Here is a 14,039-nt window from a genome sequence, read left to right on the forward strand (position 1 = left end):
TTGACATTTCAAGTAACAAAAAAGATTCGCAAAAAAAGATTGTTGGTGCTATTGCTAAAGTAGCCCTGTTTCTGGTCTCTGGGCTTTCGCTTTTTTGTATTATTTCCTTAATGATCGTTTTTAGTTTGAAAGACCGGACTGTTACTCATTATTTGATTTGGCTGTTCGGTGGCAGTTTATATTTTCCGTTTGTTTTATTATTAACACGTTTTAATGACAAGGGGATCTTGAAAGGGCTGACTTTGGCTAATGCGTCCCGGTTGATCACCGGCTCGTTTTTTGAGTGGTTTGGCTGTGTTAGTTTCTTTATTTTTATCGGGACTATGCTTCACGCCAGCCCGCAGAACTTTTGGAGCATTATACCTTTATTTGTGATTGCCTCTGTAATCGGCGAAGTTTCGCTAGTTCCTGGCGGATTAGGATCTTTTGATGTCTTTATGATCATGGAATTGGCTTTGGTTGGTGTAGATAAAAATATTGCAGTCGTGTGGGTTTTATTGTACCGTTTGTTTTACTATATTTTTCCATTTGCTTTGGGTGTTTTCTTCTTTATCCATGATATGGGCAAACGGTTCAATGCATATTTGCAGGGACTGCCTAAAAATATTTTGCAGAGGCTGGCACAGTTTTTGCTAACCGGCTTTTTATTCTTCTCAGGGGTCTTGATGCTGATCAATTCCACTACGCCTAATTTTGCGATGACTAATAAGTATTTCCTAGATGTTTATCCATATACTTTTTACTTTTTAAATCAGCTGATCAGTATCGTGATGGCTTTTATTTTGATTGGGGTTGGTATTGGAACGGCCGCCCGTGTGAAAAAGGCATTTAGTTTAACGATCATTGCTTTAACGATTGCAATCTTAAATACACTACGCTGGTTGTTTTTTTATGGTGAGTTTTCTTGGAAGATGTTTGTTTTCTTGGCGCTGATCATGCTGGTGGCATGGTTTTCTCGCGGTGCGTATTATCGTGAGAGGATGGCGCCGTCTTGGGGTGCAATCTCATGGACTCTGTTTACTTATTTAGGCACGTTTATTGTATATACGGTCGTTGGCGTGTTGAATCAAAAGATGTTGCACCTGCACCATAAGTTTATTGTACCCAACGCCTTATTTTTCCCATCACAAAAAATTTGGCTGATGGGCTTTGTTGGTTTGATTCTAGCAGCTTTAGTCTTGATCGGTTTATTACATTACTTTTTTTACACGACAAATCCGCGCTTAAATATTTCAGTTGATAGTGAGCGGGTCAGGCGGGTCATTGATGAATATGGCGGTAATGAAATTTCTCACCTGGCATATTTATTTGATAAGCAAATGTATTGCTACCAAGTTGACGGTAAAGACCAAGTGATCTTTCTGTATAAAAAAACTGCTGACAAACTAGTGATCTTAGGCGAACCCTTTGGTAATATGGATCACTTGGATGATGCACTGACCAAGTTTATGAATGATGCGGATCTGGATGATTACTCCCTGGTTTTTTATGAAACTGCCGAATCTTTGATCATCAAATTGCATGAAAGAGGTTTTGATTTCTTTAAAAATGGTGAGGAAGGCTATGTTGATTTAAAAAACTTTACGCTGGCTGGTAAAAAATTACGGTCAGAGCGGGCCTTAGTCAATAAATTTAAGCGGCAAGGATATCAATTTGAACTATGCCAGCCGCCGTTTGACAAACAGTTCATGGCTGAATTGAAAAATATTTCGGATGAATGGTTGGGGCATGAAATTGAAAAGGGCTTTTCACTAGGATTTTTTGATGAGTTTTATTTACAACAAGCCTCAGTAGCAATTGTGCGTGATCACAGCAATAAGCCGGTTGCATTTGCCTCGCTCATGCCCCAAGGAAATTGTAAAATAACTTCGATCGATTTGATGCGTTCTAGTGATCAAGCACCTTCTGGGATCATGGATTATTTGTTCATTTCTTTATTTGCAGAAATGAGTAAGCAGGGTTACGAGCAATTTAACTTGGGGATGGCACCTCTAGCCGGAGTCGGCAGCTCGCGATTTAGCTTTATTGAAGAGCGGATATCACATTTGATTTACGAATATGGTTATAAACTCTATGGTTTTCAGGGCTTGCGGAACTATAAGGAAAAGTATGTTTCAGCTTGGAAACCCAAGTACATTGCTTATCGCAAAAAAAGATCAATGATCTTCACGATTATGCAGGTCGTTAATTTGATCAACTTGCCGGCAAAGAAAAACAAGTAGTGAGTGCTAATTTTAATGGCAACTGTTAACAGTAAGCGACTTGTTTTGGAGAAATCGTTGATGCAAATGTTTAATGTGCTGCAAACTAAGGCCGACTTTGAGTTACAAACGAGAATGTGACGCAAACTAGGGCCGACTTTGGGTTACAACCGGGAATGTGACGCAAACTCGAGCGGACTTTGAGTTACAATTGGAAATGTGAAGCAAACTCGAGCTCGTAAATCCAATTGTGTGAGTATTTAGTGTAAAGTAACTGCTGGATTTTTCCAACGATAATAAAAAAGCTAATCATTTAGACTAGCTTTCTCGAAAGTCATTTTAAATTGTGATCGGAGTTAGCGGTGGCAGCCGGTAGCTCCTTTTCATTTTATACCATAGCAAGTTTGCCTGAAAAGCAGACAGTGTAACATCTGCAGATATTAACGGTCCTGTGTGATCGCAATTGTGTCTGCAGCTTTTTGTGCTGCCCATTGTTGGTCAAATTTATCCAATAACTCGCGAGCTTGTGTGGTGTTTTTGGTATCCATCAAAGCGATCCGTAAGTCGGAAGCATAATTAAAGTGACGGACATAGATTTTGAAGAAACGGCGCAATTTCTTGAAGTTCAGTGGGCCGTAATCTGCGTTGAACTTATCATATAGATCCAGCTGCATCCGCAATAGACTCAAGGTTTCTTCCAGCGTATGCTCTTTTGGTGTTTCCTCAAAGGCAAAAGGATTTTCAAAGATCCCGCGGCCTATCATGACACCGTCGACACCAGGATGTTGCCGGACTAACTCTAATCCGGCAGTCCGGTCTTTGACATCGCCATTGATCTGTAACAAGGTATGTGGTGCTAGCTCATCGCGCAATTGTACTAAACGGTCGATGTATTCGTAGTGGGCTGGAACTTTGGACATTTCTTTACGGGAACGGACATGGATCGTTAATAAAGGAATATCTTGTTTTAACAAGAATGGGATCCATGTTTCAAATGTGTCGAGTTCGTTAAAGCCTAGACGGGTTTTGACCGAGATCGGCAAGCCGCTTGTTTTAGCACTGGCGATCACTGTAGCCGCATCATCGAAGTGGCGGATCATATCACAACCGCCGCCATTTTTAATGATAGTACCTGAAGGACACCCCATATTGATGTCGATAGCCTGGTAGCCATGTTCTTTTAAATCTTGACTGGCAGTTTCAAAATCGATCCCGCGATTGCCCCAGATCTGTGCCACGGGCATTTTTTCGCCTTTTGCGACATGCAGTCGTGCTTGTGCCGTGAATTTTGCTTTTGGATGTGTAATGCTGCGTGCATTTGTAAATTCAGTAAAATACACGTCTGGTCCACCGGCATGGGCAACGACGCGCCGAAAAACAGAGTCCGTAACAGCTTCCATTGGGGCCATTGAAAAGAAGGGGATTTTATCTAAGCCGGGAACTGCGGGATGTTTTTGCGCCTCATCGACTACGTTTTGCCAGTAGGCAGATTTTACTTGGACCATTATTGATTTCCTTTCTGGTACTTTTTATATCTATTGGTATCGTACAACATAAATTCTAGACCTTATCTATATTAGCGGTATTTAGCTTATTTTTCAAGATGCTTACACTATAAAAAACAAGCCGGAGAGGACCGGGCAAAAGTTGAGCACGATCGGGCTTCTCCAACAAGTCGTGTTTTTCGACTTATTTGAGAAGTTGGATAAGCACAACAGTCTGTCTCATGTAACTTTAACAAGCAATAAGACATACACTATATTCAGCAAAAGTGATTGCTTTTTGAAAAACTTAATAAATATTCAAAAATAGTGTATATCATTAAAATAAAATGTGATAGAATTTAATGTAAATTTGACTTAACTAAAATAGGGCGGGTGATGAAATTGAAAGGAAATCTGGGAACATTGGCCACTGAGTTGAAGGTCGGTAAGCTTAATGGAGTCGTTTTAGGTGAAGAAGATGCCAAAGCGTATCAAATAAAGTATCCAGATGTTTATACAATTTCTAAGATCAAATTAAAGATTTCCGTCGAAAATAGTTCTATCAGCGTAGGTTTAAATAAGGACGATAAAGACTTGAAAAAGCGGATCGACAAAGTGATCAATAAATTGAAAAAATCAGGTGAATTAGACAAAATGTTGGATCAAGCTCAAAAAGAGCAATTAAAAGATAGTCAGTGAGGTCATTAAGATGAATAAAAATTCAAAAATAGAAATATTACAGAAGATGATTCAGATCCCATCGGTCAACGAGCATGAAACAGATGTTGCTGACTATATAATTTCTTTGTTTGCACCTTATCCGGAAGTTGAATTTGAAAAAGTTGAGTATGCTCCGGGTCGTGATAACCTGGTTGTGACCTTTGGAGATCCTACCGGACCGACCTTTGGCTTGTCCGGGCACATGGATGTTGTTGCAGCGGGTAATGAAGCTGACTGGCAGTTTGCACCTTTTTCGGGAACAATACAAGATGGAAAGGTGTTTGGCCGCGGGGCTTCGGATATGAAGAGTGGATTGGCGGCAATCGTTAGCGCAATGATTGAGTTGCTTGAAACGGGAACTAAATTGAACGGACAGATCCGTTTGTTAGCTACTGTGGGTGAAGAGACCGGTGAGTATGGAGCGGCTCAGTTAACAAGGGCTGGGTATGCTGATGATCTGGTCGGACTGATCATCGCTGAACCTAGTACCGATATGAAAGAAATGGTTTATACTGCACGCGGCGTGATAGATTATGAGGTGACCTCGACCGGTAAGGGTGCGCATAGTGCTCGTCCTTGGCTAGGGATCAATGCAATCGATAATTTATGGGATTTCTATCATTTGGCTAAAAAACGTTTGAGTAAGTTTTCTCATGGTGATCCGATTTTGGGTCATGTGACTCACGAGATAACTAAGATCAGCGGGGGTGAACAGGTCAATAGTATTCCAGCACAAGCAAAATACATGGGGAACATAAGAACGATCCCAGAGTACCCTAACAAAATGTTTTACGCTGAACTTGAGTCGGTTTTAGCTGAACTAAATTCCAAAGAAGGTTATGAGCTTTCATTAAGATACAGTTTTCCGGAAGAATCGATCATTGGCTCAGCGGATACACCATTGGCAAAGACGGCCGCTAAGATTTATCAGGATGTTTTTCATGAAATGCTGAAACTAACAGGAAGTTTAGGTGCAAATGACGGAGCTGAATTCTTGCAGGCCAAGGGTGATTTTAACAGTTTAGTCTGTGGGCCAGGTTCAGATACTTCGCATCAAGCTAATGAGTATGTCGATGTTGCTATTTATTTGAAAGCCATCGAATTCTACAAACAACTAGCATTGAAGTTTGTGGGCTAAGAATATTATTAAAGGCACGGTAATGAGTGTTGCAAGAGTGACCAGTGAATCGTTCAAGCCTAAACTGTTTAGCAGGAAAATTTTAAAAAAGCAGTTCTTTTGCTGACTAAAATGGTAAGATTTTAGTATTAACATAAAGGAGGGGGGATGTTACTTGTACGGGACGATTTTTAACGCTGCGATGATCATTGTCGGCAGCATCATTGGGAGTCTGCTTAAAAGCCGCCTTAAACCAAAGTATCATACGGTGTTGATGCAAGCAATCGGCTTGGCTGCGATCGTTGTTGGTATTCATACCGTGATCAAACCATTAGACAATAGCCATTTGCCAGTTTTATTTATTATTAGTTTGGCCGTGGGTGGAACTTTAGGGACAGCTTGGAATATTCAAGAAAATTTTGACCGAGTTGTGCAACGCTTTACTAACAGTGATTTAAGCGCAGGATTGGCAACAGCAGTTCTATTGTATTGTTTTGGGTCATTGTCGATCTTAGGTCCGATCAACGCTGCTTTGCATCACGATTATACTTTCCTGCTGACAAACGGTACACTTGATCTGATCACTTCGATCGTATTGGGCGCCACTTATGGCATCGGGATCGCTTGGGGTGCGGCTGTGCTGTTTTGCTGGCAGGGCGGTCTGTATATTTTGGTGCTCCTTTTAAGGACAGCATTAAGCGCGTCTTTGCTTAATGAATTAATGATCGTGGGTGGTGTGTTGATCTTTGCCTCTGGTTTAGGAGTTTTGGAAATTAAGAAGATCAATACTTTGAACTTCTTGCCAGCTTTGCTGATACCGCCAGTGGTTTTAGGAATACTCCATTTTTTCTGATTTAGAAATTATAGTTATACAAGGAGGCTTTGTTGTGAAAGTGCTCGGGATTTTGGGCTCACACCGACGTGATGGAGTTACGGCAAAATTAGTAGATGCAGTCTTACAGGGAGTAGATCCTGCCAATAAGACCGAGATCATATATTTGGAAGATTATGATTTTAAGCCCGATACATATGAAAGAAAAGATCCGGTTTTGGATGAATTAGAAGGTAAATTACTTGAAAGTGATGTCTGGATCATCGCCGCGCCGACTTATTGGCGTAGTTTAACAGGCAAGATGAAAGACTTTTTTGACTGTCTGCGTCAAAGGTTAGTTCGCTTTGACAAACAAGGTGAAACTCACCCAGATCGTTTTAAGAATAAACACTACCTCAGTATTACCGACTGTTACACTGGGACCTTTGAAAATTGGGTAACGGGTGTCACTGACCAGAGTTTACGGACGATCGATCAGGTCATGTCTGCTGCGGGTGTGATCAAAGTCAACGAGATAGTTATGACCAACACATGGGGCATTCAGGAATTACCTGCGGCCAAAAAGTCCGAATGTTTAAAACGAGGACAACAACTAAGTTCAGTTCAGAAAAGGGATGACAGTACAGTGAAAAGATATATCCAACTTTTCTTTATGGTTGCGATCATGGCGCTCGCAGCGATGGGGATCCAGGTGGGATTGGGATTATTCCCTAAAACACATTTTTGGTTGAGTTACAGTTCATTTGTAGTGATTTTCTTTGCTTTGCTGGCAAGTATTTTGCACTTTGCTACTTATGTTAAACATCGGCGTAAATAGATATGTGAACTCCAAAGTGCCCCATAATTGTTAGACACAAAAACTAACAATTATGGGGCACTTCGTTGGCCTGCTCTCTTTTTGTGGTCAGAGAACAGAAAGTTTGCTAAGCTGATAGTAAAGAAAGTACATAAGTTACAGAATAAATTTATTTTTTGCTAGGAGGGGTTTTGATGAACAAGAAAATATGGAGCGTGTTGGTTATAGCGGGATTATTGCTGACTGGTTGTTCGATGCAGGCTGATGATTCTGCAAGTACCGGCAATAATAAGGCAACGGAAAGAACCGCACAAAAAACAAGTTCTTCAAAGGCAAACAAAAGTGAAGCAAGTGCTAGTTCAAAAAAAGATTCAACTGCCAGTTCATCCACAGATAAAGAATCTGCGAAACCGCAGCAAAAGCGCTATTGGGACGATAGTAAAGCGTTGAAGCTGCAGCAATTTATGACTCATTTTAGTGAAGAAATGGAGCAACAGTATAAAGAGTATACGCCGGATAATAGTGTCGATCAGTATGGGTTAAAGTTGCCTAGCGAGGTTTTAGGTCAAAACGCAAAGGAACATATTGCAGTTGATGATGTACCAGTTGATGTGGAGTGGTCAGCAGATGGTCAAGCTGGGTCAGGAGTATATGGGTTAGTTGCGGTTTATGCTGATTCAGAAACACAACAATACATGCAAAAACATGTCTACTTCTTTACAATTATCGATGGCACGCCAAAAGTCTTGATCACTATGCAAAATCAGGGAATGGATGATCATCGTTTACACTTTAACGAAACTGCAAATCAGGAATTAAAACAGAAGTTTGCGCAAATTGTGAATGAATAAAACTTATTGTTCAAATTAACTGACACTTTGATTAAATGCAACTGACCAGGGTGTTTTTCTTTAACTTAAATCTTGATTTAGCACAAAGAACAGAATTTACTGATACTTTACTGGTCAATTTTAGGTGATCAACCGTGTTTACTGTCAATAATATTTTTTGGAGTGAGAAAAACAAATGGAAAAATCACAGCACTTACCAGAAAGAATAAAAAAAGTGTGGAAGATCAGTGCGCTATTATCGCTAGTCGTTGGATCCGTTATGTGCGCCGTTATCTACTGGGTGGTGGATCATTTTGACTGGCCAGGATGGATCAACTATATAGCTTGGATGCTTGTCTTGCTTGACTTTGTGGTCGAATTGCTGATAATTCCCTACCGTTATCGTTTCTGGCTGTACCAAATCACAACGACAGACGTTGAGATCGAGTCTGGCTTTTTCTTACATAAGCAAACTGCGATCCCGATTGCGCGCATTCAAAATGTCACTTTGCAAGCAGGACCATTATTTCAACTTTTCCATTTGCAAAGTGTGAAAATAGAAACTGCTGCGGCTGCGCATGAAATTGCGGGAGTGCTGCCAGAAAGCGCGGTACAGTTAAAGCAACGTCTGATGGAATTGACACAAGAGGAGGATGTTAATGCAAGCTAAGCGACTTCATCCGGCAGCTTTACTATATTTTTGGTATCAATCGCTCAAAAGCGGCTTGCTGTATTTTTTCATCTTGCTGGCCTTTAATTTTAATGAGAGGTTTACCGGCTATTTTTGGTTGGCTTTGTTTGCTGTATTGCTGCCCACAGTTGTCGGCGGAATTTTAAAATATCTGCGATATAGTTATGAGCTCGCTGCACAAGAAATTATCTTGCACTCTGGGGTCATTTTTCCCAAACATTTACACATCTCGTATGCTAAGATCCAAACTTTGCAGACTAAGCAGTGGTTTTATTTACGTCCGTTTGGTCTATTATCTTTACAGATCGAGACATCGAGTCAAGCAGCTGATGAACCGGAAGCAGTTTTACCCGTGATCTCGCGCGCGGTGGTTACACAGATCCAGGCCAAACGTGATGCCGTTTTGAAAAATGATCGGCAAACTGAGATTTTCTTTCCAGACAGAGACAGTGAAACTGAGCATATTCCGGCAAGTTCTGAGTTTTCTTATCAGATCAAGGGTCATGATCTCAATTTATATGCTTTGACTTCGTTGGGATTCCTGCCTTTGATGTTAGGCTTTTTAGCGATATATAATCGCTTATCTGATGTGATACCACAAAAGTATATTAATGCTGCTGTGAAAACTTTAGAAAATAGAAGTGGTGTGGTCCTAAGTTTGTTAGCGATCGTCGTTATTTTGTTGGCGCTGGGTTTTTCTTACTTGGTAGTGATCAACCGCTATTTCCATTTTGAAGTCCATCCAGAGGAAAAACAATTAGTCACGAGTAAAGGCTTGTTACAGCAAAATATCGTGACTGCCAGTCAAGAAAAGATTCAAGCGGTGGTCATCTCGCAATCGTTTTTGCGCCAAGCGTTAAAGCTAGCGACAGTCCAATTAGTGCTGGCCTCGCAAGCCGCAGATGAGGAACAAGATGATCAATTAGTTTTGCTGCCAGTGCTTAGCCAAGGGCTGGCGTTAAAAAATGCAAGTCGTTTGGTCAAATGGTTGCCGCAAAAAATACCGCGCTTGCCTGTGGGTAGGCGTTTTGAAAGGTGGAAGATCATCCGTAATATACTGTTGCCAACAATTTTACTGGTAGTGATCATCGGACTTTTCTTTCAACCATATGGCTGGTTGTCGGTTGTTTTGTTGCCTGTTGCTTTTTGGATCGGATACTACGCTAGTGTTAATAATAGGTTGGCGTTAACTAACGCAGATGTTTTGCTGGCCCAAAACGGTCATTTATTAACGCGAAAACTGTATTTGATCCCGCGTGGCCGGATTCAAGCAATGAGTATGCAACAGACGGTGTTGATGGCAAGGGTCGAGCTGAGTCATCTTAAAATAATTTTACGTTCAGGTAATGAAAAGCAAGTGGTGCAAGTCCGCTATTTGCCTAAGAAGAAAGCTGAAGAAATTTATCGGTGGTATCGTCACAAATAAAACCATTGCTTGTTTTAGGATAAACTGGCAATGGTTTTATTTTGTCATTTTGTAAAAACTTTCTGGGATCTGATCTTCAACTGTTTTAAACTCCCAGTCGAATGGTAGACAATAAGTGATCTGATAAGCGTAAAGATACATTTGGTCTGCGATAATGTTGCTATATAGGGGGTCGCCGACGATCGCCATGTTTTGACTGGCAAGGTGGACTCTGATCTGATGGGTGCGCCCGGTTTCTAATGTCAACTTCACTAGCGCAAATTTGTCATTATGCTGTAAAACTTCATAATGAGTTCGTGCAGCCAGTCCGGTGGCGGTCACTTTTCGCTTACGTTTGTCAGCGAGATCAGGTCCAATTGGCGCATCGATCACTCCTTTTAGCGGCATGTCTCGATCAAATGATGTCACGGCGACGTAATTGCGCTGCATCGTTTTTTGAGCTAGCTGGCGTTCCAAAATCGGGATCACCAACGGATCTTTGCCTATCATGATCAGTCCGCTAGTCAGCATATCCAGCCGGTGTAGCATCAGTGGAGGCGTGTCAAGGTAAGTCACGAGTTGGTTATAAAGCGTTCCGTTTTCGTCTGGGCGATTCGGATGAGTCTTGATGCCGGCTGGTTTATTAACAATGAGCAGGTCTGAATTTTCAAAAACGACTTTAAAATTGACGTCAGACGCTGGCAAATAGTGTTGCATGTTGATGTTGGTGTTTAAAGTTAGATCGATCTGATCACCATTTTGTACCAGATTATTATAGGGAAGGTAACGACCATTAACTAGAATGGAGCGGTCGATCCGTAATTCATGCTGCCATTTCTTGGGAACTAACCATTGCTGCAAAGTTTGACGAACGGTTAGTGGATGGGGCATGTGGTTGATTTGAAAATGTCGTTCTAAAATCACGAGGGCGATACTCCTGTCCGTTTTTAATAATATTTATTATAAGCTATCTTGTCGGCGAGAAAAAGAGGGATGTCCCTCAGCAGATTTTGCAAGAATCGGCTAAAAGATTTGGAAAGTATTAGCCAATTCGGACAAATCGGCTAGAAGTCGGCGAAAGTATTAGCCAATTCGGACAAATCGGCTAGAAGTCGGCGAAAGTATTAGCCAATCGAGACAAATCGGCTAAAAGTCGGTGGAAGTATTAGCCAATTGGGGCAAATCGGCTAGAAGTCGGTAGAAGAATTAGCCAATTAAGGTTAAATCGGCTAAAAGTCGGTGAAAGTTCTATCCAATTGAGATAAATAGGCTAAAAGTCAGTAGAAGAATTAGCCAATTCGAAAAGTAAGTCATTGTTGTGTTGTTTTGGTCAAAAGGTTGTTACTATAGGGGTGAAAAGGGGTGCGGCCATGAATTTGGAAAATATCATAGTTTTTGCAATATTTGCGCTGCTGATCACCACATTTTTGAAACGTGATGATCCAGACAAGAGGTCGTAACTAATGAAGAACAAATTGGCAAAGTTTCATCTCATAGCATTGCCTACAATTTTGGCGGGCATTGTGGGGCATTTTAGTAGTCTCACCAAATTTCAAAGAGCTTACCAAATTGAGCTGCCGGCTGACTGGGGTTTCTGGCTAAGATTTTCTACCCTAAGCGTGCTTAAAAAGCAGCTACGCTTTTTGCAAAAACATGATCATTGGGATCAGGCTGCATTAAAAATATATCTTAAACAAATCCAGCCTGCGTTTGTCAAACAGGTGTCTGTTTTCCAGAGACTAGCTGAAAGTTTTGAACAAACACAGCAGGTGGGTTCTGAAGTTTACACACAAATGTATGTCGGCAGCCAGTTGAAGGCTAAAAAGAAATTACGTCTGGTCTTGCGTCAGCTGGGAGCAGTGGTTGACGATCATGGATTCTTGCAACTTTTAGGTACTCATGAGTTTGCAAGAAATCTTGTGCCGCATGCCGTTTTTTATACAGCTTTTCGCGCAGATGTCTGGCAGGCATATCCCGGCAAGGCTGGCCTAAACAGAGATGCTTTAGGTCAGCGCCTGCACTTATTTCGCAGTTGGATCGATCTGCAAAATATTAGATATATTCGGCAAAATTATACTGGCTCTACTGATTTTGCCAAACTTCAAAAATACGCCACCACCGCCAAAATCCCCTTAGATCTGACCACGAGCGCGGCGTTTCACAATCGGTCTGCTCAGGTTTTTCGTTATCCGCAAAATATGAAAGTGCAGATCTCTGCGGCAAATACAGCCGCTTCTTCCAACTTCAATAACGCCCGTATGGCTGAATTTATTATTGACTTAGATACAAGAAATTTTGTTAGTGAATGGGATGCTTATTGTTTTGAAAGTGATGGGCGTGTGGATTCAGATCCACAGCATTATTCAAAAAAACAGTTGTATCAAATTGCCAACACGGAATCCTTCAATTATGGGATCCCCAAGGGACAGCAGCATGATTTGCCAGCTAAGGATCATACCCATTATTATCTGGATGTCAAACATCCTTTTGACCCACAAGTTAGGCAGTTGGCCACGCAGGCTTTTCGTAGCCCGCAAGTGGTAACAATAGGAGGCCCGTATGCTGACCTTATCAAACGTTTGCCAGATTTAGTCTCATGGCAAAAGATTCCAGTTAGTCAAAGAAATGCGGTGTACCAAGAATACTTGCGTTTTTGTGCCAAAACTGGAAGTGTGCCAGGGTATGGTGGGTTCCTTGAACAGCGCTGATTTAGACAAATAGCACAAATTATGGTACAATCTAAAGATGTTAAGGTAGCTTTTGCTGCTAGAAGTACAGTTGAAATTAAAATATTTAATTGATCGTTAGGCACTATACGCGATGTATGGTGCTTTTAATATATAGGAGGATTGCATCAATGGCTAGAGTTGTTCAGCAAATCAAGTTAGTAGTCAACGGGAAACCATCGTATTGTGTCTACATGGGAACAAAGGAAGAAAATGATGCTGATATCACTGGTGGTAAGGGTCATTTGGTAGTGATCTGTTCCGGCGGTGAATTTGAACCGAACATGTTAGCACATCGCGACGGCAGTGAGTTTAAACTGACCGCAGAAAACAAAATTTCTAAAATTAAAGTCCGTGAAGCTTATCGGGTCGATGAAGTTCCATATACTGCAATCATTCCAGACATTGTGGATCCTGATGAAGAAGAACAAGAAGAATAACTAACAACGTCTTTCCTAATTAATAGGGGAGGCGTTTTTTAAGCTGAATATTTGGGACTGAGTCATAAAATAGTTAAAATAGAGGTTGTAGTTGAGTTTCGTGCGGCAAAAGATTCCGCCTATCCCCCACTCAGGCAATACAGCGCAAAAAAGCACGCTGTCTTGTCTGAGCCCGATATGCTCGTCTCATAAACGCCGCGCTGCACTCTGTTATTTAGTCAAGTTTCGCGCGACAAGAGATTCCGCCTATCCCACTCAGGCAATACAGCGCAAAAGCACGCTGTCCTGTCTGAGCCCGATATGCTCGTCTCATAAACGCCGCGTTGCACTTTGTTATTGATGGGAGGAATTTATATGGCAAATATAGCTAAATCAAGTATCAAGCACATTGGTCGTCAGGTGGCAGCCGAATCTGGCGGACATTCGATTATTTTAGATGAACCGGTCTCATCCAAAGGAACGGACGCAGGTGCTAATCCGGTTCAATACCTTTTAATGGCGTTAAACGGCTGCCTTTCGATCACCGCAGAATCTTTAGCTGCCAGTCGTGGTGTTGATCTGAAAAAGTTTGACGTGACAACCACGGGTCAGACCCAACGCTTCCCGGATAAATCATCCAAGGTTGCCAAGATCAAGGTTGTTTTTGATATGGAATCAGATCTTGGCTCCGGTGATCAGCATCAATTTATTGATGAAGTTCTCAAACGTTGTACCGTTCATAATTCACTTGATAAGGATATCGAGTATCAATTTGAATATTAAAAAAACGGCCGCTTTGAGCCGTTTTTTGTCCGTCA

13 protein-coding genes are annotated in these 14,039 nt (G+C 41.4%); 11 read left to right on the top strand and 2 right to left on the bottom strand.

Features of this window, described 5'->3' with window-relative positions; all coding sequences use genetic code 11:
- Nucleotides 1–5 precede the first annotated feature (5 nt).
- Nucleotides 6–2,222: a bifunctional lysylphosphatidylglycerol flippase/synthetase MprF gene (mprF, locus tag BQ5903_RS02950; protein WP_154022007.1), complete on the top strand. Its 2,217-nt coding sequence runs from the start codon at nucleotides 6–8 to the stop codon at nucleotides 2,220–2,222.
- Between the two features lie 419 nt (nucleotides 2,223–2,641).
- Here the strand turns inward: mprF and BQ5903_RS02955 are convergent, their stop codons facing one another.
- Nucleotides 2,642–3,706, bottom strand: a complete 1,065-nt coding sequence (locus BQ5903_RS02955; RefSeq protein ID WP_056971496.1) for a tRNA dihydrouridine synthase — start codon at nucleotides 3,704–3,706, stop codon at nucleotides 2,642–2,644.
- Nucleotides 3,707–4,087: 381 nt separating this feature from the next.
- On the opposite strand from BQ5903_RS02955, the gene BQ5903_RS02960 reads away from it, so the two are divergent.
- The 7 genes from BQ5903_RS02960 to BQ5903_RS02990 all read left to right on the top strand — a co-directional run bounded on the left by BQ5903_RS02960 (nucleotide 4,088) and on the right by BQ5903_RS02990 (nucleotide 10,097).
- Complete coding sequence (locus BQ5903_RS02960) at nucleotides 4,088–4,384, top strand: type 2 periplasmic-binding domain-containing protein (RefSeq protein ID WP_056971497.1); 297 nt, start codon at nucleotides 4,088–4,090, stop codon at nucleotides 4,382–4,384.
- 10 nt (nucleotides 4,385–4,394) lie between these two features.
- The gene (locus BQ5903_RS02965) at nucleotides 4,395–5,543 is read left to right on the top strand and encodes an ArgE/DapE family deacylase (RefSeq protein WP_079578792.1); all 1,149 of its coding nucleotides are present in this window, start codon (nucleotides 4,395–4,397) and stop codon (nucleotides 5,541–5,543) included.
- A 154-nt stretch (nucleotides 5,544–5,697) separates the two neighbouring features.
- Complete coding sequence (locus tag BQ5903_RS02970) at nucleotides 5,698–6,375, top strand: DUF554 domain-containing protein (protein ID WP_010497373.1); 678 nt, start codon at nucleotides 5,698–5,700, stop codon at nucleotides 6,373–6,375.
- 34 nt (nucleotides 6,376–6,409) lie between these two features.
- Nucleotides 6,410–7,171, top strand: coding sequence for a flavodoxin family protein (locus BQ5903_RS02975; protein ID WP_079578794.1), 762 nt, complete (start codon nucleotides 6,410–6,412; stop codon nucleotides 7,169–7,171).
- Nucleotides 7,172–7,344: 173 nt separating this feature from the next.
- Nucleotides 7,345–8,001, top strand: a complete 657-nt coding sequence (locus BQ5903_RS02980; RefSeq protein WP_010497377.1) for a DUF4767 domain-containing protein — start codon at nucleotides 7,345–7,347, stop codon at nucleotides 7,999–8,001.
- 175 nt (nucleotides 8,002–8,176) lie between these two features.
- Complete coding sequence (locus BQ5903_RS02985; protein ID WP_010497379.1) at nucleotides 8,177–8,650, top strand: PH domain-containing protein; 474 nt, start codon at nucleotides 8,177–8,179, stop codon at nucleotides 8,648–8,650.
- The gene (locus BQ5903_RS02990; protein ID WP_056971501.1) at nucleotides 8,640–10,097 is read left to right on the top strand and encodes a PH domain-containing protein; all 1,458 of its coding nucleotides are present in this window, start codon (nucleotides 8,640–8,642) and stop codon (nucleotides 10,095–10,097) included. The genes BQ5903_RS02985 and BQ5903_RS02990 overlap by 11 nt, the downstream gene beginning before the upstream one ends.
- A gap of 36 nt (nucleotides 10,098–10,133) precedes the next feature.
- Here the strand turns inward: BQ5903_RS02990 and BQ5903_RS02995 are convergent, their stop codons facing one another.
- The gene (locus BQ5903_RS02995; protein WP_079578798.1) at nucleotides 10,134–11,000 is read right to left on the bottom strand and encodes an RluA family pseudouridine synthase; all 867 of its coding nucleotides are present in this window, start codon (nucleotides 10,998–11,000) and stop codon (nucleotides 10,134–10,136) included.
- Nucleotides 11,001–11,539: 539 nt separating this feature from the next.
- Here BQ5903_RS02995 and BQ5903_RS03000 point away from each other — a divergent pair.
- From BQ5903_RS03000 to BQ5903_RS03010, 3 genes are all read left to right on the top strand, one after another.
- Nucleotides 11,540–12,784: a DUF3114 domain-containing protein gene (locus BQ5903_RS03000; protein ID WP_079578800.1), complete on the top strand. Its 1,245-nt coding sequence runs from the start codon at nucleotides 11,540–11,542 to the stop codon at nucleotides 12,782–12,784.
- Between the two features lie 149 nt (nucleotides 12,785–12,933).
- A complete protein-coding gene (locus BQ5903_RS03005) occupies nucleotides 12,934–13,242 on the top strand; it encodes a hypothetical protein (protein ID WP_010497396.1) in 309 nt (102 codons plus the stop codon).
- A 354-nt stretch (nucleotides 13,243–13,596) separates the two neighbouring features.
- On the top strand, nucleotides 13,597–14,004 hold the full coding sequence (locus BQ5903_RS03010) for an OsmC family protein (protein ID WP_010497399.1): 408 nt from the start codon (nucleotides 13,597–13,599) through the stop codon (nucleotides 14,002–14,004).
- The last annotated feature ends 35 nt before the right edge of the window (nucleotides 14,005–14,039 follow it).

The organism is Ligilactobacillus acidipiscis, assembly GCF_900116935.1.
Classification (GTDB): domain Bacteria; phylum Bacillota; class Bacilli; order Lactobacillales; family Lactobacillaceae; genus Ligilactobacillus; species Ligilactobacillus acidipiscis.